General features: G+C 58.1%; 6 protein-coding genes. All 6 read right to left on the minus strand.

The window, feature by feature from the left end; genetic code table 11:
• Positions 1 to 29 precede the first annotated feature (29 nt).
• The gene (locus DKW72_RS10785; protein WP_111642381.1) at positions 30 to 1658 is read right to left on the minus strand and encodes a methyl-accepting chemotaxis protein; all 1629 of its coding nucleotides are present in this window, start codon (positions 1656 to 1658) and stop codon (positions 30 to 32) included.
• A 399-nt stretch (positions 1659 to 2057) separates the two neighbouring features.
• Positions 2058 to 2585 (minus strand): hypothetical protein, encoded by a 528-nt coding sequence (locus tag DKW72_RS10790; RefSeq protein ID WP_111642382.1) that lies wholly within the window; start codon positions 2583 to 2585, stop codon positions 2058 to 2060.
• A gap of 21 nt (positions 2586 to 2606) precedes the next feature.
• The gene (locus DKW72_RS10795; RefSeq protein ID WP_111642383.1) at positions 2607 to 4589 is read right to left on the minus strand and encodes a type VI secretion system Vgr family protein; all 1983 of its coding nucleotides are present in this window, start codon (positions 4587 to 4589) and stop codon (positions 2607 to 2609) included.
• A gap of 123 nt (positions 4590 to 4712) precedes the next feature.
• On the minus strand, positions 4713 to 5195 hold the full coding sequence (locus DKW72_RS10800; RefSeq protein ID WP_111642384.1) for an Hcp family type VI secretion system effector: 483 nt from the start codon (positions 5193 to 5195) through the stop codon (positions 4713 to 4715).
• A 354-nt stretch (positions 5196 to 5549) separates the two neighbouring features.
• Positions 5550 to 7424: a ShlB/FhaC/HecB family hemolysin secretion/activation protein gene (locus tag DKW72_RS10805; protein ID WP_111642385.1), complete on the minus strand. Its 1875-nt coding sequence runs from the start codon at positions 7422 to 7424 to the stop codon at positions 5550 to 5552.
• A 38-nt stretch (positions 7425 to 7462) separates the two neighbouring features.
• Entirely contained in the window at positions 7463 to 22723 is a 15261-nt protein-coding gene (locus tag DKW72_RS10810; RefSeq protein WP_111642386.1) for a two-partner secretion domain-containing protein, read from the minus strand.
• Positions 22724 to 22743 lie beyond the last annotated feature (20 nt).

Genomic DNA, 22743 nt, shown 5'->3' on the forward strand with positions numbered 1-22743 from the left:
CCGGGTTGTAGACAGATCAAATACTCGGGCTAGGTCCGAAACTGCTCCACAAGTCGGCTTACCTGAGCGGCGATGCGGGCCACCTCTTGGCTCGAAGCGGCGGTTTGCGTGGCTCCGGCCGTGTTTTCGTTGGCGATCGTGCTGATGGTAGTGATGTTGCGGTTGATCTCTTCGGCTACGGCGCCCTGCTGCTCGGCCGCACTGGCTATCTGGGTAGTCAGGCTGTGAATGATACTGACCGCCCCGGTAATGCTGTCCAGGGCCCCGGCCGCACGCCGGGCCTCTTCGGCGTTGCTGTCCGCAAGTTGATGGCCGCGCTGCATGGCGTTGACCGCCTCGTCAGTTTCAGCCTGCAGACGCTCGATCTTGATACGGATGTCGTCAGTGGACACCTGGGTACGCCCGGCCAGGGTCCGGACCTCGTCGGCAACTACGGCAAAGCCTCGACCCTGCTCACCAGCGCGGGCGGCCTCAATGGCTGCGTTCAAGGCCAGCAGATTGGTCTGCTCGGAAACGCCGCGAATAACGTCGAGTATGCCGCCGATCTCCCGGCTTTGTTCGGCCAAGCGATTGATATTCTCCGCGCTCCGGCCGACCTCGGTAGCCAGCTCGCCAATGGAGTCGATAACACCGCTGATAATACTGCCGCCCTGGTTGGCCTCTTTGTCGGCCAGGCCGCCGGCGTTTGCGGCTTCGCCTGCGTTGCGGGCTACTTCCTGAATGGTCTGGGCCATTTCGTTCATGGCGGTGGCGACCTCATCGGTCTCCCGTTGCTGTAGCTTGATGTTCTGGTCGGTCTGGATGCTGACCGCAGACAGCTCTTCGGCAGCGGAGGCCAGCTGTAGCGTCTGTTCGGCAATATCGTGCACCGCTGCGCGGATTGCCTCGAACGTCTGGTTCAGGGACTCGGCCGTGGTGCCCAGCTCGTCCCGGCTGGTGACGTCCAGGCGCAGGTTGAGATCCCGGGTTCTACCGATCTGCTCAATGGTTGTGCGCATGCGCTGCAGGGGCGGCGCCACGGAGCGATAAGTGACAGTGCCAGCGAAGGCAACCAACAGAATAACAAGAGCGCTCCCCCCCAGGAAAAGCGTCACAGAGCGCTGGTAGAGCGCCACCGTCTCCTGGTGCAGCTGCTCGGCTTCGTTGAGCTGCAGCTCCACCAGCTCCGTAATTTTGTTGCTGATGGGGTCAATGCTGGCGTACAGCGGCCCGTTAAAGTCCCCCAGCTCGCCCCCAACATTGCCAGACAGCTGCGCCAACCGCGTTTCCAGGCGGTCAAGGGCGCGATTGGCCTGTTCGAACAGCCCGCGCGCCTGTTGCGCCAACGTTTCTTCCCGGCGCGTCAACCGGGTTGCCGTATAGTCCCGCCAGTAGCTATCGATATTGGTGCGTGCCAGGCGCACGTCCTGCAGGGCTCTCTCGGCGGATACCAAGCCGGCGTCAGCTTTGTTCACCGCATCCACTACCCGCACCGCATACTCATCAGCGATGGTTTTGAGTTGGCGCAGCGGTACCACCCGGTCGCTGTAGAGCGTTTCCATCCGCCGTTCGATGCTGCTTATGATCCACACCGAGGAGCCGGCAAGCAGGGCGAGCGCCAGCAGGGGCAGAATTAGGGTGACGATAAGCTTGGTTCTAACGGTCGTAGCCAACAGCATGCGTTACTTCCTTCGGGGGGTTCAGAGATGGGAGGGAGCCATACCGCTAGTTTATCGGCGCGAACGCCGAAACTTTAAGGAATACTCCTTCTCCGGGGCAATTGAAATCTCTGACTGCTTTATTGCGAGTCGACCGGGGCCGCTCCACTTGATGTCGTTTATGGGCGCAGCTAACCACAATCTATCCAGGCGAGCACTACCTCCAATCGGGTATTGCCCCCATCGAATAATTCCCAAACAAGTTGGCGGGCGTAACGGTGGACAGGTTCGTTATCGTCATTGAGGAATAACGCGGCGACAAGGGGTAGCGGTTGAACGATCGTATCTCAAAAAGTAGCCAACTCACCGGCGGGAGGGAACCCGCCGGCACCAAGATATACCAAGCGCCCGATAAATCCATCAGTTCATCTGGATGGATCCACCGAGAATGCGGTTGACGCCGCTTGAACGGCTTACCAGGTGTTTGCCGCGCAGAATGATTTTTCCGGCCTTGGTGAGGGTAATACTGGCGTCCCCGCAGCGTAGCACCACTTGCTCTTTGCCCTCAATGATACGGCTCTGGCCATCGACATCGGCATAGGGTTCAGCTTCCGGTTCGGACATGCCGTCAAGGGTAACGGCCTGCTGCAACACCGTATCCAAGGGCGAGTGCACCAGCCCCACCAGAACCAGCGCCTTAATCTCTCCGTTGGCCATCATGGCGACGCCCTGTCGCCCCACATGCTTGGGCGTCATACTGATCATCGGTACGGCTGCTACCGTACGCCAGGCACCATCCAGCATAAAACGTAGCTGAGGTGAGCCCTCTTCGGTAATGCCGGTGATGGTTCCGATAAGCAGCTCACCTTCGGGCACATTCAGATCAGCCTCTGTGTCGAAACGCTCTTCGCGTGTTGGCAGGATGTCATCCTGGGCCTGGCTATCCATGAGAACTACTCCTGACTAAGCTTAGTTACTGACAACTTTACTGCCTTTGATGACAACATTGCCCGAACCCTTCACGTTAATATTCTTGCCACTGATGGTGATGTCACCATTACTTTTGAGCTGAATGGTGGCCGATCCCGTTTTCAAGGTTATCTCATCATCCGCTTGCAGATTGATAGTCTTAGCCTTTAGGCCGTAAGCCTTGTCTACGGTTTCATGGTAGCTGCCCTTGATCGCTTCCGCCAGGTCGCCCTTGACTGAAATCGTCATATCCTTACCAATCGACTCGGTATGATTCTTGGCTACCTCAAGCTTCTTGTTACCGTCGATCCGCTCCGAGTGGTCTTCACCCACTTCAATCGACTTGTTCTTCCCCACCACCTCTGACTGATTGTTATCCACCTTCTTTGAGCGGTCATTGAGAATGTGCGCATGCTCGTCACGGCGCACTGTCTTGCGCCGGTCGTTATCGACCGTCAATGACTGGTCGTTCTCTACCTCGACGTCGTAGTTTTTCTCGGCATGAAGAAGTATCTGCTCAGCACCTTTCTTATCATCAAAGCGGAACTCATTGTAGTTTTCAGGGCTACCGCCTTTGGTCGATCGAGTTTTTATCCCACTTTGCGTCTTGCTGCTGTAAACCGCCTTGTTCTTTCCGTTATAGACCGCACCGGTCACCAGCGGTCGATCGGGGTCGCCATTGATAAAATCGACCACCACTTCCTGCCCAATCCGAGGAATGAAAAAACTTCCCCACTGGTTCCCCGCCCACGCCTGGGCAACACGCATATAACAGGAACTGTTCTCGTCCTTCTGGCCCAGACGATCCCAATGAAACTGCACTTTTATTCGGCCCTGATCATCGGTATAAATTTCTTCCCCTTCCGGACCGACCACCAGCGCCGTATGTGGACCCCGCATCAGGGACCGCGCACGCATAATTCGGGGCCGGACCGTCACCTCGGCCGGCACCGCGACAAATTCATTCCGATAACTCTGGCCGACACCATCCCCTGTACCCTGGGTATCATCTTTGATGATGTGGCGCACTTCGAGGAGCGTGTAGGCCCCCTTCTGCGCGTTGGACTCATGCTTGTCGAGGGAGAATTTTCCGCCCGCCAACAGTTGGCTGGCGTTGGACTCACCCAGCACAACATCGCGACCAGACTCCTCTGCCTCCATACGTTTTCGTGCCAATGCATCACCCAGATCGGGGTGGTAAAGCGCACCTGTAAAATGGCGTTCAAACTGTTGTATACGCGCATGGTTCTCGGAGGTCTTGGCGCTCGACAGAAGGGCCTTATCCGGCTCCTGAAAATCATAGTCGCTGAGGGTTACATTACCGGTATGATACTGATGCCGATGCTCCCAACGCGTAATCTGAACGCCAGACGACGAACCTTTGGAATACTCAAGCTTGGCATCTGGCAACGCCATGAAGGCATGAGGCTGGTCCACCAGAATCAGCTTGTGATTACTGCGACTGTGCTCAAAATAGAAGCTGATACCCTCTTCTTCCAACAGTCGAAGTACGAAATCGAGGTCGCTTTCGCCGTACTGAACGCAATATTCCCTGCTTTCGCCGGGCATCGCCCGGAACTCGTAATCCGCCAGTCCCTGCTCAGAAAAGAGCTCCTCGATGATGTCACGAGCGGTCTTTTCCTGGAAAATTCGATAGTTATGGGTGTAACCAAGAAACGCCAACCAAGGCTGAAGAGTGATTTCGTAGCTACGCAGATGGCTGCTCTCAATCTCGCCGACGACAAAGTCGCTGACATAACCAAAAAATTGGCGCTCATGTTCATCCTGAAGGGAGACACAGCCACTTTTCCCCAGCAGTTGATCCGCACTGATGGCGAGGTTCTCGGATATGACATTGACGCGAAAGTGATACAGGCCCGATATGCTTTCGGTGCCCTGAAAAGATTTAACCAGAAAGGTGTCTTTACCGAGGGAAAAATCGCTAATGGCGACCAATCGTTCTTCCTGAGTCAGCTGCCCCATAGTTATAGCAACCCTTGTCCTAACAACGCGAGAAGCGGTGTCGTTCCTTGTTTCCCAGAATTTACTCTGGGCCCGAGAGATGTGCGGGGTAAGAGCGCCCCGGGAAACCCCGGGGCGACCAAATTACAACGGCTTCGCGGTCGTCAAGTCGTAGCCCACGCGCTGCGGGTTGGAGGACTTGTTAGACTTGTCAAAGTCGTTGTAGTTGACCATGATCTTTGAATAGCTCAAAGAAATGGTTTCAACGGGATCACCGTCTTCGGAACCACTAATCTGATAGCCGCTGACCAGGCAGTCTTCCAGGACATAGTCCATGTACTCAACCACTTTATCAGCACCGGTTTGAACAAACTTGATGGTGACCTTCTTGCCCGCAGAACCGGTAACGGCTTCTTTGAACAAAGCAGTTGCCGAGTTATCAGCAACTTTGGTCAGATTGATTTCACTCAGGGTGGGGCGGGTCGCTTCACGGTTGGCCAGGTTACCCGGCTCCATGGAGATGCCGCGGCCAATACCGAAATTCAGAGACTGCACAGCAATATGGTCCTTGTAACCCTCTGCTGTTACGTTTCCTTTAACACCTTCGTACTCCAGATAAATCGCCATTTACTTTTCTCCTTGCGTTTGCAGTTAACAGATACACGCTTCAAAGCAGCCACCGAGGCCAAGCGATTATCTACCTGCAATTCTCCCTTTTGCGTTGAAGAATCCTTAAGACAAGCGCTCCTTGATGTCTGGGTGACTTACTCATCAACTCTAGTACCCAGCCCGAATACTAGCCAAATAGAATTGCGTAAACAACCGTAAACCGCGATAAAAAAACGTTTTTTTATCATTGGCGCGATATGCTTTTACTCACTCACACGAACCTGAATTTTAATGTGAACTCGATCATAAAAAGAGAACTAAAAATGCGACATCAGGATTTTAATGAGACCACGTGATGACGCAGAATAAACCTCAAAACGAGTATTGAATATCAAAGTAAGCGCGCACACCTTCATCCATTGCGCCTCGATCATCCATCGCCGTATTGCGAGAGGTCAAAGGTTGAGCAATTGTCAGCGAGCCGCGCATCGCCCTTCCCGCATTAAACCGAAAGCCGAGACCAATGTTGCTCATTTCACCGATAGTATCGTCGACACCTTCCAGCAGTTGGTAGGCGATGCCATAACCATAATCTGCAAAAACCAAGGGTTGCAAATGGCGGGCGCTGGCACCGATGCCAGGGAATATCCAGTCTATCCCCGCGTGCACCCCGTCATCGGCAAAGAAGGCGTTGAGCGCATAGCCTCGGGAGCGGTTAGGGCCGGAGAGCGAGAACTGATTGATAGACGACAGCGACGTTCCTGAATACTGCCCTGAAAGACGCAGAAGGACCCGTGTTTGAGTATCCGTAAAGGGCAGCTGCCAAAACCCCAAAAGAGTATAATCCAACGGCAGAATAAAGGGGTTCTGATCCTGCTCTTCAATATGTTCGGCTTGTTCTACAAACCGGCTTGCGGTGACTCCAATGCCCCCTTGATGCAGAACGCGTCTGCGTTCATCGAGCACATCGAAGCGGTAGCTCAGATTGATATTTTCGACTTTGCTATCCAGTGCCACGCCTCCGGCATCGCCAAAACGCAAGCGTGACCCAATTTGCGACCAGGTCATATGTAGGGCGCTGTTCTTCACCCGGGTTCGGTTCAGGTGGTACTCAAATCCAGCATCGACCACTTGAGAGCGGCCACTGATTCGCAGAGCGTCGATGGCCTCTGACTGTGTTCTCGCCAACACAAAATCGTTATTGGAGGCACCCACAGAGAAACGCAACCGCGGAAAGTACGCCGGCACACGGTAACGCACGGAGCCGTACAGAGAGTTATCAGGCTCAAACGAGTTGAGCACGCCGATCTGCAGCTGATCGCCAATGCCAGTCGGATTGTGCCAGTAGAAGTCGCCGTATAAACGATACTCACCAGAGCTCTGCGAACCATGGTTGTCCAGACGCAGGTTGGCGTTGTACCAGCGCTCGTCCGTGACATTTACGACCATTCGGGAGTCACCCACTTGCGTCCCTGGCTCAAAGTAGCCCTGAGCCCGGAGGCCAGGCAGGTCATTCACGAGAAATAGTCGTTCCTCAATCACTCCTGCCTTAACGGGCTGATCGATAATGTCATCAAACACTCTGGCAATGGTGCGATCCCGGTAGCGTCCATTGTTCTCAACCTGCACCTCCCCCAGATTTCCCAGGAGCACGGTCAGATTGACAATGCCTTCGCGCACCCGCTGCTCTGGAATATAGGCTTTGGCCAGGATGAAACCGCGCTCGCGGTAATACTGAGTGATCGTATCCGCAACCGTTTCGATCATACCCAGGGACAGGCCCCGCTGGCGACGCTGCTCGCGGACATGGAATACCAGTCGCTGCACCTCCATGGGCCCGACATGACGATCCCGGGTATCCCGCTCGATTTCAACAATCAGATCGGAAATCGCTGCCAACTCTTCGAGGGTGTACCCCGACTCAAGAATGGCATCCTCATTCATCAGGTCAAACCGGATCGCCTCGACCTTGTCGATGATCTCCTGTCGATAGATGCCGAGGTGCGGGTACTCGACGATGCCCTGGACACGGAACTCCCGCACGTTCAGGCGCGGCCCGGCACGGGGATCAGGATCTCGATCTCGCACCCCGGGCACATCCATATCGAGGAGCATACTGTCGCGTTCCAGTGCCGGCACTTCCGTGGTATCGGGCATCTCCAGAAAGCCAGCCGCTAACGCATTCGACGCCAACCCCAGCAACAACCACAACACCGCACCCCGGCATCCAAATATAACAAGGTTCATAACTCGTACAGCTTCCGTTTTGTGGAATTGATCTCCGTTTAGTAACCCAGTGAGTACTGGTCGTCATCTTCATAGCGTTGATCGGCAGGCATAAGAATGGAGATCGCATCAAAAAAGTAGTTGCGCACCTCGGTAAAAACCGCCGGATCGATATCCACCAGATTTTCCACTTCTACCATCTGCTCGCCTCCGGCACGCAACAGATCCTGTTGGTTGACCTGAATGGTCGATTGGTTGTCTACCGTTGTTGGCCGCTCACCAAAACCCCAGACCGGAGGCCAGCTGCGCAGGCCCTGTAGAAACAGATCATTATTGAAATACATCACCAGCGGGCGATTGGGCGCACCGATGTTACCTGCCACCACGATACTGCCGCTGCGAGCAACCAGGTCAGGCTGTTCACTATTTACCGGGCCCAGTGCCGTCAGGTCGCCACCGGTAATTGTGATACTGAGCGTGCCAGTATCATAGTTGGCGTTGACGGTGCCACCAGCCTGCACGGCATCATCAGAGCCCCCGTCAAACATAGGCCCTTCGCGACCGTCGAGTTGCATATGCCCATCGTTCCGCAAACTGATACTGCCATTGTTGGCCAGCCGCTCAATGGTGATATCGCCACTGTTCTCCAGCGCAACCGTACCGGTCCGGTTGGTCAGCCACAGGTTCTCGACGGCCAACACCAGGCGCTGGTCAGCGCCCACCCCCTGGTCACTTTCAATAGTCAACCCGCGCGCGCTCAGGTTTTCACTATCCGAACGGACATTGTTCACCGCCCCGCCCGAGCGCAACCGAATGTCGCCGGCACCGGCGAGAATACGGGCAATGTGAATGTCGTCACCGGCGAGGTACTCGATAGAGCCATTGGTCGTTTGGGTTATCGTACTCTGACTCATACGAATGCTTTGCTCTGCGTCTATGCGAACACTGCCCCCCGCCTGAATCTGACCTTGCTGTTCCAGGGCGTGTGCAGTCAGCGCAACGGCGCCGTCAGCTTCAATGGCCTCAACGGTCAGATCGCGTGCGCTGGTCAAACGCAGCTCTTCGGCCCGGTCTACCCTTAACCGACCCAGGGTGTTGGCGCCATCCATCAGGTAGATATCGCCGGCTCGCTGGACGTTGAGCGTTTCGAGCGCCACGACGCCCTGGCCCACGACATCACCTTCCACCGCGAGGGTCATCCGTTCAGCACGGACATCGCCCAATTGCAGGTTGCCGGCGCTGGCGACGTGGATAGCATTTTCCGCGCTCAACGCGAGCTCACCCCGAAAGCGGTTGTCCCCCAACAGCAGCAGATCACCGCGATGAGCATTGAACGAGAGCAAGTCATAACTCCGGAGCGTACCTTCGCCGGTGATGGTGCCCATGGCGTCAATGGTGCCAGGCCCGCCCAGATCAAGGTCATGAATGACCAAGGGGCCATCGTTGTGCAGAAACAGCCCCCCCTCAACTGCCGCACTCAGCTGCGCGACATCCGTTGCAATCGCCTGCTCAGCACTGCCGAATTGCGTGACCCCCGTAAGCCGCAACTGTTGTGCCACCAACCGGTGCTGATCGCCCTCGGACATGACATGGGCATTGCGAATATCGAGCGTGCCCGGAACATCAATAGCGCCCGACAGCATCAGTTGATCATCGATACCTGCGGCTATCAAGAGGTTAGCCTTGTTACGCCAGGTCAACTCGGTAAGCCCTTCCACCTGATAGCCCTGATTCCACAAAGTCAGGTTATCGCGCTCGGGGCTGCTGGTCAGGCGCAGCCAGTCCGCGCGCGCCCGATCTTCGAAACGATCAATGCCCGAGAACACCAATGCGTAAACCGCGTCATTCGCACTGGTGTAAGTCATGCGTTCGCGCCCGTCGTGACTCGCGCGGTACTCCGTGTGGTAACCACTGCCACCACCCGTAATCAGGATACGATTGTCGCCGCCTTCGCCTCCGTCGATGACAACCCGGCCCTGCATGTCCTGAGCCACGGTCAGTTCAAAATTGTCGTCACCGCGCCCACCCGTCAGACCACCGGTCACGGTACCGCCGGTGAGATAGAAGCTGTTGCCACCGTCGCCGCCCTGCAAATCCGTGACGCCCTCAAATGCCAGTCCACTGTTGAGCGTACCTCGGTTCTGCCCGTCGTTCAGACGCCACTGGTTGTTCGCATCCAGTCCGATCAAGCGAGTATCACTGTCATTCCCCCGCAGGTGCTGAATGTTCCGGACCTCGCCGGACTCGCCGTACACCACTACCGCGTCGGCCAACTCGGCAACGTTCAGGCGGTTTCCGTCACTGTGACCGCGGCCATCCAGGTAGCCGCTAAGGCTGGCACCGCGCTGAAAGACAAAATGGTCATCCTGGTCAGCGCCAATCAACCACCCGATGCCGGTAAAAGCAAGGTCGTTTAGCTGGCCCTGATTGTGCCCCGTCAATGTCCACTGGTTGTTCTGGTTTTGGGCTTTCAGCCGGTGCTCGGCGGCATTGGGAGCATCAATTAGCTGAATATTCGCGAGCCGTAGATCCGCGCCCTGATCGGGGGCTAAGCTCAGGGTCAGCGCGCGCGCCTCGTCAAGTCCGTGTAGATCCAGGCGATTATGGCCAGCGCCTCCGTCAAGTTGCCCGGTCAGTTCGCCATTGCCAACGACGAAAAAGTGATCGTCAGCACTGCCGCCCTGCAGAGACGCGATACCCGAAAACACCAGGTGCTCATTCAAATCACCGGCATTGCGGCCATCGATACGCCAACGATTACTCTGTGCGGCCCCTATCAAGGTATGCCCGGCATCCGACGTCGCACTCAGTTGGTGAATGTTGTCGACCATCAGATCGGCCGGGACCTGCTCGTCGAGCGAAATATCAAGCCCATCCACCAGCGCCGTCAGATCCACCCTATTATCGCCGCCGCCTCCCGAGATCCGGCTTACATTCGCACCGGCCTCAAATAAGAAAGCATCGTCATTCGCTCCGCCAATCAGTGACGAGAAGCCGGAGAACCTGAGCTCATCATTCAGGTCACTGAGAGTCTCCCTCAAGCGCCAGTGGTTGTTGCCATCGGCTGCCTTCAACCGGTTGTCGTAGGCACCCGAGGCAAGAAGGGTCCCAATGCCCTCCAGACGCACACCCTCGCCCTCAACGCCGAGGCGCACGGCATGCACGGCGGTCGCGTTCGAGGCGTCGTAGGTGTTGTCGCCCCCCACTCCGTCGATTCGTCCGGTAACCTGGCCGCCCTCTACAAAGGTAAAGGTGTCGTTGCCCTCGCTGCCTTCGAGAATATTGAAGTTCACAAACGCAATCTCATCCGCACTGCCCGCCCGGTAGCGGCCGTCATTGATGCCATCGCTATCGACGATATCCGCCAGCTCGGTCAGTGCTTCGATCCGCCACTGGTAATCTGCGCCCGCCTGCCCGGCACTGCCTACCCGCAGGGTGCTATTGAAGCTGTTGGCGTCACTGGCGTCGTGGTTACCGATAATGCCGTTAATCTGACTGATACTCAGACCCGACTCGTTGTCGGACAAGTCGCCCAGCACCACCAGTACGTCGTCTTGGCGGGTAGACAAATCAAGCAGGTTGGTCCCGCCCATGCCGTCGATAGCGCCGCTCAAGCTCCCTTGATCGAGAACTGTAAAGCGGTCGCCGACATTGCCCCCGTACAGATAGCCAAAACCACTGAACTGCATCTGCCAATCATTCGATTCCGCATCGCGCCAAAGTAACTCTCCCTGGTCAACGCCGGTGATACGCCATTGATACGCGATATCCGGTGCACCGCGCAGCCGATTACTTTGAGCACTGGCATCAAGCACCGAGAAGTGCCGCACCTGTATAGGGTTGAGAGCGTCAGCCGGGTGGGCGCCAAGGCTGATATCCAGCGGTGCATCGTCGACCTGAATGAGATTGAGCGTGTTGTAACCGCCCGCCCCGCCGTCGATAAGCGTGTAACCTGCCAAGGCCTCGGCAGTGAGTCCGGGGAGCGCCTGAAAGCGATCATCACCGGTCCCGCCTATCAGGTCGCGCATGCCGGAAAACAACGTGCGCTCGTCCGGGCTTCCGGGCGCTGCCAACCATCCCGCTTGAGCGCCACTGAGGGTCCAGTCGGTGTTGGTGTTCGTCCCCAGCAGGCGGTGGTTGTCACCTCGTACCCTAAGCTCGCGCATACCACTGAAGGCCTGGCCGTTAAAAGTACCCGCCGTCAAACTGGACAACTGCCAGTCATAGCCGTCGGCGCTCACATCCAGGGTATTGTGGCCAGCGCCGCCGTGCACGTCGCCAACAAACAACGTCGGGCCCGCTATAACGAAGCGGTCGTTACCGCTATTGCCGCGCACTTCACTGATACCGGAAAATAGCAGTCGGTCATCACTACCGAGGACACCCAACGAGCCAGCATGGCTATCGTTCAGCAGCCAGTGATTGTCGTGCGCACTACCGGTCAGACGGTGCACGCCGTGACGGGCACGTAATTGATGAATATCAGTAAAGATAATACGGTTCTCGAACGCGCCGTCGAAGGTATCCGACAACAGCCACTGGCCGCTGCCGTACACTTCGAGTTGATTGTCGCCGCCACCGCCCTCTATTTGCACCGACCCGGTGTAGCTGCCCACCACAAAATTGTCAGCCTGGTCACCGCCGATCCAGCGGTCCATACCGCCGAACAGAATGCGATCAGCGTTGTCCCCAGTCTGGCTCAGTTCCCAGGCGTCGCTGTCCGTGTGCGAGCGCCAATGGTTGTCTTGCCCGGCGCGAGCACGCAGCGTATCCGTACCACTGCCGGTGAGGGTCTGCATGCCGGTCCACGTCAAAGAGCCGCGCCCATCGTGGGTCAGCTCGCCGGCGTGGGCCTGATTGTCGGCCAAAGCCCACTCGGCGCTGGCGTGCCCTGATTGCAATGCATTGTCACCACCGGTGCCGTGGATTCCGTCGCGGATAAAACCCGCCGTGCCCAGGGTGAATGTATCGTCGCCCTCACCCCCGACCAGTTCGGTGATGTGGCTAAAGTGCCCGACGCGATTGTGCACCTGCCCGGCGCCCACGTCGGTGACCTCCCAGTGGTGCTCTGCACCGGCATTGCTGCGCACCGTCAGGGTGTTGCGACCGGACTCAGAGCCGGTGATGCTGCTCAGACTCTGGCCAACATCCAGGGTGAAGGTGTTATCACCCAGTTCACCAACCAGATGCTGAAAGCCGGTAAAGGCCTGATCGCCATTCACGAGGGAAGCCGCCCCGATATACCATTGGTTGTCAGGGCCCTGCACGGCCAGGGTGTTCTCGCCTGCACCGCCATCCAGCAGCCCTTGTACCCGTGCACCTTCGGCCAGCGTAAAGTGATCGTCCCCGGTTCCGCCGAGCAAGGCGTGGAGGCCGGTAAAGGTCAGATCATCGTTCAGAGTACCGGCACCAACCGCCGTCACCTGCCAATCGTTGTCGCGATCCTCAGCGCGCAGACGCTGGGATTGGTTGGCGTTGCCATGGATGGCGCCGATGGCGGTGATCAACAGATCGTCCGGGTGCTCGGTGTTCAGGGAAAGGCTCAGGTCGAGGTTACTGGCACTCAGGCTCAGCGTGTTACCCGCAGCCGTACCACCGCCGTCGATGCGACTCACCGCCCCTTCGTCGTTCAGGACAAAACTGTCTGCGCCGCTGCCGCCGTGCAGGTGCTGAATGCCAGTAAAGTGCAGGCTGGTATTGAGCGACCCACGCCCCGACTCAGTCACTGTCCACGTGTTGTTCGTGTTGGCCGCACTCAAACGATTGTGCTCGACCTCATTGGCCGTGATCTGTCCAATGGCGGTTATTTCAGTGGCGCCGGGCGTGTCCGCCCGCAAAGAAAAGTGATGGCCACGGGTCGCGCCCAGAGTGTCAATGCTGTTGTCGCCCCCGCCGCCAGAGATGGAGCCGGAGATAACGCCCTCACCTTCGAGCAGGAAGCTGTCGTCGCCGCCGCCCCCTACCAGGCGATTCATGTTCAGAAAATAGAAGGTCTCGCCATCACTGGTAGTCACCTGACCGTCGTTGATCCCGTCACTGCCATTGACATCTGACAGCTCTCCGATGATCCAGGTGTTGTCTGTGCCAAGGTTGTCAGCAATCTTAAGAGTACTGTTAAAGCGAGCCGAGTCCGAGCCATCGTTATTGCCCACGACACCGTTAATGTTGCGAATATTGAGGTTACCGGTGGACAGATCGCCTCCAACCTCAATAACTCTGTCACCCTGATACAGAGAGTAATCGAGCACGTTAATGCCACCGCGACCATCGATCAGACCGGTAATGTGAGCCTGGTCGCGCAACAGGAAGGTGTCTGACTGGTCGCCACCCATCAGATTGCCAAAACCGTTGAATACCAACGTGTGGTCCCGCCCCTCGTCGCGCCAACTCAAGGTGCCGGCATTGATGCCGGTAATATCCCAGTGGTACGCGTGTTCGGTATGACCGCGCAGAGTGCTGAACTCGGTTTGGGTATCAAGCGCAAGAGGAGCGCGCACCACATTAAAGTGCGCGATATTCAGATCAACATCGCCATGATCGCCCAAGCTGATATCCAGCACTTCACCGGGGATCATGTTATCGAGCAGCAGTCGGTTGGTCACCGCGCCGCTGTTGGCACCACCATCGATTCGACCAAAAGCACTGAGCTGGGTCGCACTCAGGCCCTGAGCGCGAAAGGTATCTGAGCCCGCGCCACCGATCAGGTCGCGCATGCCAAAGAACAGCGTATGCTCATCCGGATTTTGGGGCGATGCCATCTGACCGGACTGCCCAGCCGTCAGTGTCCAATCGGTATCAATGTTCGCCCCAAGTAGGCGGTGATTTTCGCCTTGTGCCGTAAGCTCGCGCATACCACTGAAGGCCTGGCCGTTAAAAGTACCCGCCGTCAAACTGGACAACTGCCAGTCAAAGCCGTCGGCGCTCACATCCAGGATATTGTGGCCAGCGCCCCCGTGCACGTCGCCAACAAACAACGTCGGGCCCGCTATAACGAAGCGGTCGTCACCGCTGTTGCCGCGCACCTCGCTGATACCGGAGAACACCAGGCGATCAGTGCTACCGTCGACGCCCAATGAACCCGCGTGGCTATCGTCCAGAGTCCAATGGTTGTTGTGCGCGCTTCCGGTCAGGTGATGAACGCCCTGATCGGCATGCAGTTGACGAATATCGGTAAAGGCGATGCGGCTGCCGAACGTCCCGTCGAAGGTGTCCGACAGCAGCCAGTGGCCACTACCGTGTACCTCTAGGCGGTTATCACCATCGCCGGCGTCCAGTTGCAGCGATCCGCTGTAACCACCCACCACAAAATTGTCAGCCTGATCACCGCCGATCCAGCGGTCCATACCGCCGAACAGAATGCGATCAGCGTTGTCCCCAGTCTGGCTCAGTTCCCAGGCGTCGCTGTCCGTGTGCGAGCGCCAATGGTTGTCTTGCCCGGCGCGAGCACGCAGCGTATCCGTACCACTGCCGGTGAGGGTCTGCATGCCGGTCCACGTCAAAGAGCCGCGCCCATCGTGGGTCAGCTCGCCGGCGTGGGCCTGATTGTCGGCCAAAGCCCACTCGGCGTTGGCGTGCCCTGATTGCAATGCATTGTCACCACCGGTGCCGTGGATTCCGTCGCGGATAAAACCCGCGGTGCCCAGGGTGAATGTATCGTCGCCCTCACCCCCGACCAGTTCGGTGATGTGACTAAAGTGCCCGACGCGATTGTGCACCTGCCCGGCGCCCACGTCGGTGACCTCCCAGTGGTGCTCTGCACCGGCATTGCTGCGCACCGTCAGGGTGTTGCGACCGGACTCAGAGCCGGTGATGCTGCTCAGACTCTGGCCAACATCCAGGGTGAAGGTGTTATCACCCAGTTCACCAACCAGATGCTGAAAGCCGGTAAAGGCCTGATCGCCATTCACGAGGGAAGCCGCCCCGATATACCATTGATTGTCAGGGCCCTGCACGGCCAGGGTGTTCTCGCCTGCACCGCCATCCAGCAGCCCTTGTACCCGTGCACCTTCGGCCAGCGTAAAGTGATCGTCCCCGGTTCCGCCGAGCAAGGCGTGGAGGCCGGTAAAGGTCAGATCATCGTTCAGAGTACCGGCACCAACCGCCGTCACCTGCCAATCGTTGTCGCGATCCTCAGCGCGCAGACGCTGGGATTGGTTGGCGTTGCCATGGATGGCGCCGATAGCGGTGATCAACAGATCGTCCGGGTGCTCGGTGTTCAGGGACAGACTCAGGTCGAGGTTACTGGCACTGAGGCTCAGCGTGTTGCCCGCAGCCGTACCACCGCCGTCGATGCGACTCACCGCCCCTTCGTCGTTCAGGACAAAACTGTCTGCGCCGCTGCCGCCGTGCAGGTGCTGAATGCCAACAAACGTCAAACCATCGTTTAACGTTCCCTCGGTATTGCCGGTCACTGTCCACGTGTTGTCGGTGTCGGCGGCACTCAAACGGTTAGATGCGTGAGTGTTGGCGGTGATCAACGCAATGCCATCAATTTCGGTGGCGCCGCTTCGCGCCGTGAGGGAGAAATGTTGGTCACGGGTCGCGTTCACCGTGTCGATGCTGTTTTCACCACTGCCGCCCGAAATGGAGCCGGAGATAAAGCCGTCTCCTTCCAGCCGGAAGCTGTCGTTCCCACTGCCCCCTACCAGACGATTCACGTTCAGAAAGTAAAAGGTCTCGCCATCACTGGTGGTCACCTGACCGTCGTTGATCCCGTCGCTGCCGTCAACCTCTGACAGCTCCCCGATGGTCCAGGTGTTGTCGGTGCCAACGCCGTCGGCAATCTTCAGGGTGCTGTTGAAGCTGGCATCGCTCGAGCCGTCATTATTACCCACGACGCCGTTGATGTTGCGAATCGTGAGGTTACCGGTGGACAGATCGCCCCCAACCTCAATAACTCTGTCACCCTGATACTGAGAGTAATCGAGCACGTTAATGCCACCTCGACCATCGATCAGACCGGTAATGTGGGCCTGGTCGCGCAACAGGAAGGTGTCTGACTGGTCGCCGCCCATCAGATTGCCAAAGCCATCAAACGTCAGCGTGTGATCCTCTTTCCCATCGCTCCAGCGCAAGGTACCGGCATTGGTACCGGTGATATCCCAGTGGTACGCGTGTTCAGTATGACCGCGCAGAGTGCTGAACTCGGTTTGGGTATCAAGCGCAAGAGGAGCGCGCACCACATTAAAATGCGCGATATTCAGATCGACATCGCCATGATCGCCCAAGCTGATATCCAGCACTTCACCGGGGATCATGTTATCGAGCAGCAGTCGGTTGGTCACCGCGCCGCTGTTGGCACCGCCATCGATTTGACCAAAAGCACGGAGCTGAGCCGCACTCAGGTCCTCGGCGCGAAAGGTATCTGAGCCCGCGCCACCGACCAGGTCGCGCATGCCCAGAAAATCTATTCGGTGCTGCGCATCCCCGCCCGGCACCAAATGGCCACTCAATGCGTCAGTCAATGTCCACACATTCGTGGCGGAATCATTGACCGTCAAACGGCTCTCGCCGATAGCAGATTCCAGGGTGCGAATACCGACAAAACTGTTGCCATCAAACTGACCAGACGCTGCCGTCACATCATCAAGTGCCCAATCAATCCCTGCGCCCGTATAGGTCAACCGGTTATCGCCGCCAGCGCCAATTAGTGTGCCAGCAAAGCCATCGTCAGCAGCAATAACAAAGCGGTCGTCCTGTGCACCGCCGATCCATTGGTGCATTCCAGAGAACGTCAAGCGGTCGTCAGCTTCGGCCGAGTCCTCGCTCAACCACCAGTCACCGTCATCACCCGCACGCCAATGGTTGTTCTGGGCTGCGCGGGCATGGAGACTGTCAGAGCCACTGCCACCCAGTCTGTGAATGTCACTGAACGGAATGACATCAGCCGAGCCGGTATTCAGGTCCCCAGAGAAAGCCTCTTCGTCGCTCAAGTTCCAGTGGCTATCAGCCACATGGTTAAACAGCGTGTTTTCGCCCGTACCGCCATCGATTCGCCCTGAGAGACTCGCGCCGGCCTGCACCACGAAGTGGTCGTTGGCCTCACTGCCGTGTAAGTTGTGAATACCCACAAACTGGATGACACGACCGTCATCAGGATTGCCTACGGTGCCTTCGCCCTGGCTCGTCAGGGTCCAGTCAAGCACGCTGTCGGCCGCCGCATCGACCCGGAGAGTGTTGCTGCCCGAAGCACCGGCCTCGGGGTCAAAGCCGGAGATTTCCGGCACCGGGCCAGTACCAGTCACCCGGAAGTGATCATCGCCGGCACCGCCATAAATCCGCTGAAGAGACGAGAAAATCAGGCTGCCGTTCAGGCTATGGGTCTCTTCGCCCAGCAGCCATTGGTTGTCCTGGCTGTGCGCAAACAACCGGTTACTGCCTTCACCGCCCCGGATTTTCAGGTCGGTAATGGCGTCCGTGCGCAGGTAAAATGCATCGTCTTCACCGCCGCCCGTTAAAGCGCCAAAGCCCTCAAAGCGGATGCTTTCCGCATCGCACCCGAGCGCGCCTACACAGCCGTCACCATCGCCGTCAATGTCCCAACGGGCGTCTTGATCCTGCCCCAAGAACGTTGACTGAGTACCGTTTCCGGTCACCGTTTGAATCTGGCTCAACGTCCAGTCGGCCTCGGCGTTGTCAACGCTTACCACCAGCTCGCCCGCCAGAGCGCTCAGGTTCAGGTGGTTGTCACTTCCGCCACCGCCACTGATAGCGATCTCGCCGGTCGCCGCGCCGACAACAAACGTGTCATTGGCAGCGCCACCCACCAGCGCCGCCATGCCGCTGATGTCAGCCAGGCGCTCGTCAGTATCGGCGCTAAAGAGTTGCCATGCATCGCCGCTACCCCCGCTCCAACGCTGGTTACCAGCGTCACTCACCAGGGTATCGCTCCCGGCGCCGGCCAAGGTAGCCACACCATTGAAGGTGGCCCGCAACGCGCCGGCCTCTCCGTCTTCATCAAGCGCCACGCTGCCAGCGTAAGCGTCGTTCAATTGCCAGTGATTGTTGCCGTCGGCCAGGGTGAGGCTGTTGGCTCCAGCGCCGCCGGTAAAGGTCAGTTCACGGCCTGTGCCGGTGAGAACAAAATGGTCATTGCCCTCATCGCCCACAAACTGTGTCACATCGGTAAAGCTGCCGACCCGGTCAGTCACGCTGCCGCTGCCATTGCCCGCAACCGTCCACTGTTGGCCGCTGCCTTGAGCGCTCATTACCGTCAGGGTATTCACGGCATCAGCGATCGAACCCGAGGGATTACCGTAGAGCGCGCCAATAACGCCATCGGCTCTAAGAACGAAGTGATCGCTTCCGTCGCCACCGGTCAGCGTTGCCATGCCTTCAAACGTCACCGTTTCGCCGTTGGCAACGCGGTTGCCTTCACCGGCCCCGGTGATCTCCCAGTGGGCGTTGTGGTCATTGCCCGCCAGGGTATCGCTGCCGGCGCCCACCAGTCGGTCGATCTGTTCAAAAAAGATTTCGCCATCGCCTTGGATCAGACTATGCCCGTCGTCGTCCAGCCGCCAGTGATTGCTCCCGTCTGCATAGGCATTCAGGGTGTTCTCTCCCCCGCCGCCATCAAGCCTGAATGCCGCATCGGACAAACGCACGTCAAAGGTGTCGTTGTGGCCGCCGCCAACCAACGCGTAGAAACCGGAAAAGGTCACTTCTCCGTTGAGGGTGTTGTCCGGTTCGCCCTCGGCGTCAGAATCTTTATACAGTAGCCAGTGATTCTCGGTGCCGGTCGCCGACAGGCGTCGATCAGCCGCGCTCCCGGTGCCCTGGACGTGAATGCTCTGGCCCTCGACGAACGCACTGCCGTTGAAGGTGACCGATTCGGAGGCGTTCACCGTCATGGCATCAAGGGTATGGGTTGCCCCCAGCGTATCCTCAAAGGTGATGTTGCGGCCCGTCACTACCAGGCTATTGGGTCCCTCCTCGGTGCCATCGACCGTGCTGCTCAAGTGGATATCGCCTGCGGTGATGCGCGCCTCCGACGACGCCGCGTAGAGAGGGCCGTGGAGCGTGACACTGTTGGGGCTGCCGTCAGGCGCCGCCCCACCACCGGAGCCGCGTGCACTGCCCTGGGAGGAAATTGCACCGAAGAGGTGGACGCTCGCGGCGTCTATGGTAATACGACCGCCATCATAGCCTGGCCGCGGCGATCCACTGGTCGAGGCGGCACCGCCATTGGCGATCAACTCATCAATCGACAAGGCGTGCCCAGACGTCAACACAATGTCGCCCGCGTTCTGTCCTTGAGCTCCGGATGTATCGACAGACAATTGGCCGCCCAGAGACGCGCGTACGTCGATACGCACATCAGACAGACTGCGTAACGATACATCACCCAGGCCGCCATCGAGCACCAGGTCGCCAGCGACGGTCAGGTAAGTGTCCGGGTTCCGGGTGACCGACACAGCCCCCTCAGCGTCCAGACCGGACAGCGTCAGACGGCCCTCGCACAACACGTGATTACAAGTTCCCCCGGCCTCCACTTGGCCCAGCGCCATATCGTTTTGAGCAGTCAGGGTGATGTTGCTACCGGTAGACCAGCCCGCGTCAGGCGAATTATCATCGCCGATAAAATTTCCGCTGCGCGCCCGCGCGGTGCTGAGGAGGGTATTGCCGGCAAAAACAATACGCTCGCCCGTCAGGAACAGATTGCCGCCCGCGGTATACACCGAGGCGTTAAGGGCAATATCGCCCCCGGCCGTCAGATCGACGTTGAGTGCGTCACGCTGGTCACCGAAAAAGTCATAGATTTCGGCGTCCAGGGTAATCTTTCCGCCAGCATTGACGGTAAAACTCACTTCATCGGCGCCATGGGAATCACCGCTAGCCGAGCGCGGACCGGTGTCGTTAAAATTGAACGCCTGCCCCAGTAAAAAATCGCCTGCCGCTTCGACGAAAATTGAGCCCGTGCGCTCGGCGCCGCCGTGTGCGTCGACATCGGCGTAGCTGTAACTCAGGTTGAGAGCACCGAGATCAACATCACCACCCGAATAAATCTGAATATGCCCAGCCACCCTACGATTATTCGACGGATCGGGACCCAGAATGGCCGTGCCCGTGTTGATAGTGCCAACTCGCCCCGCCGCTTCATAGCTGATAAATCCGCTGGGGCGCGCAAGCGGATCAGAAGCGCTACCTACCGTAAAATTCCCGCCGTGGGTTCTCGCATCACCAAACACGCGCACCAGCCCGGTTGTGTTCAGGACGACATCGCCACCCTGCGTACTCAAGTTTCCCTCGATCAGCAAATCACCGTTCGCGTTTAGCGGGGCAGTGACGAGCAGGTTATGACCCGCGGTGAAGGTTACGTCGCCCGATGTGGCATTGATGGTGGCACTATTGTTAATGTCTATCGCATTGGCGGAGGTGAGTGTTGCGCTGCCGGTATTGAGGGTGCCACCGATGTTGATAAAGTCGCTGGCGTTGAAGGTTAGGGTGCCGGTTGTGGTTATGGTTTCATTCGCGGCCAAGGTTACCCCACGACTTCCGTCAGTGCCCATACAGGCAGAGGCGCCGATTTCCCCGCAGTTGATGTGGCCAGCGATCACCGAAAGGTCGGCGCTCCCGATGTTCACACCTTGATTGAAGTTGACAGATTGTCCGGCTTCGAGGGTCAGGCTTCCGCTGGCAGTTTCCGCATTAACAATACTTTCAAAATTGATATCTCTCAGCGCACGTAAGATGACATGACTGCCCCCATTTTCGCCCGAAGTCAACAGCAAACGCAAAGCGCTCGATGATATCGTGAACCGGTCGGAGCCCTCATCGTCAGGCTTATCAAAATCAACGACCGGCTCAGAGACAGTCCCCCCATGGGTGTTAATCACGATATCCGTTGGATCCAACAGCAACTGCCCAGCCCCCGCCGCCCCCGACATGTCCGCAGAACCCCGAAATGCCAGAAACCGCTTACCGGACACTTCCGCAAAACCGCCTTTTCCTGAGCCACGCCCAACCCCAAAGATATCCCCGTAAAACCGGGTCAGGTCATCGGCCCAAACAATCATCTGCCCACCATCGCCATCCAGCGTCGCGCTGGCATCGATACGCGCAGCCGGCGCCACCAGGGTGCGAAAGGCATTGGGCAGGTACGGGTTTTCGCCCTGATAGTCTCCCCCCACGTAAATTGAGCCGCCGCCGAGTGCACCCGTCGCCTGCACCTGAGCCTGATCAAACAACCCCACCTGGTGGCCGAGCAACTTGACCTCGCCCCCTTGCCCGGAAACGGCAGAGGACGCGCTGATAAGCCCATCGCCCTTGGCAACCAGCGTATCCCGCGCGTGCAGTTCAATGTGGCCCGCATCCACTGTACCGGTGTCAGCCACAATGGTTCCGCTCTGTGAAACCTGCTCTCCCAGCAGGACGGCACTGCCGGCCATCTCCGAGTGGCTAACGCTGATATCACCGGTGTTGACGACATCCGCGCCGGCGCCCAGGGTATAGCTGCCGTCATCGTGCATCACCACGCTGCGGGCTTGCGCCAGATCACCCGTATTGACCGCTTGGGAAAACACATCCCGGCTGGCACTTGCGCTCATCAGCACCCTACCTCCGGCGGCGGTCAACTGCCCACTGTTCACCAGCGCCGGATCGACCCCGAGCTCATCCTGAAGTATCGCGTCAGTCACCCGTACGCCCATTAAACCGGCGTCGTCAAAGGTCACCACCGCCTGGTGTCCCGCCGCCAGATTGATCGCGCCCAGGTGTGCAGACACCACGCCTTCGTTGCGCACTTCCCGCCCCAAAAGGGTGACGGACCCACCGGATGCAGCCTCGATAATGCCCCGGTTGATCACATGGCCAGCGGTGCCTTCGAGGGACGAGAAAGTCACCTCGCCATTCAAGAAATCGTCCGCATTGACACTCAGGCCGCTGGCGATCAGCCCCCCCACATTCACTTGCGCGCCTTCACCAAAGACGATGCCATTGGGATTGACAAGCACTACCTGACCGTTGGCATTGATCTGCCCCAAAATCTCGGAGCCACTGTGGTCCAGGATAAAGTTGAGCGCGACCGATTCCCGCCCCGGCTGCCGATAATTGACGACATCCTCCGGGCTAAGGTTGTAGCTGTCCCACTGGATCGTAATCAGGTCCGTCGCCTGGTCGATGGTCGTGGTCGGGCCCGACTGGTGAATCTGGCCAGCGCCACTCACTACCTGTCCGCCCTGGGGGCCGGCAACCGCGTCAGCACTCAGTAACAACGGTGAACTGGCAAACATGGCCAGATACAGCTTGTGACGAGCGACATTGAAAAACGGGGAAAGGGGGCGGCTGACCTTGCGCATAACGTCGTCCTTGGGGGTAGTCATTTACACAGCCCGCCGGTGCT

It is taken from the genome of Marinimicrobium alkaliphilum (assembly GCF_003259155.1).
Classification (GTDB): domain Bacteria; phylum Pseudomonadota; class Gammaproteobacteria; order Pseudomonadales; family Cellvibrionaceae; genus Marinimicrobium_A; species Marinimicrobium_A alkaliphilum.

What these genes read in the sequence shown, in the direction of transcription:
- DKW72_RS10795 (WP_111642383.1), bottom strand. Translation starts at nt 4,589, where the DNA reads ATGGGGCAGCTGACTCAGGAAGAACGATTGGTCGCCATTAGCGATTTT.
- DKW72_RS10790 (WP_111642382.1), bottom strand. Translation starts at nt 2,585, where the DNA reads ATGGATAGCCAGGCCCAGGATGACATCCTGCCAACACGCGAAGAGCGT.
- DKW72_RS10805 (WP_111642385.1), bottom strand. Translation starts at nt 7,424, where the DNA reads ATGAACCTTGTTATATTTGGATGCCGGGGTGCGGTGTTGTGGTTGTTG.
- DKW72_RS10810 (WP_111642386.1), bottom strand. Translation starts at nt 22,723, where the DNA reads ATGACTACCCCCAAGGACGACGTTATGCGCAAGGTCAGCCGCCCCCTT.
- DKW72_RS10785 (WP_111642381.1), bottom strand. Translation starts at nt 1,658, where the DNA reads ATGCTGTTGGCTACGACCGTTAGAACCAAGCTTATCGTCACCCTAATT.
- DKW72_RS10800 (WP_111642384.1), bottom strand. Translation starts at nt 5,195, where the DNA reads ATGGCGATTTATCTGGAGTACGAAGGTGTTAAAGGAAACGTAACAGCA.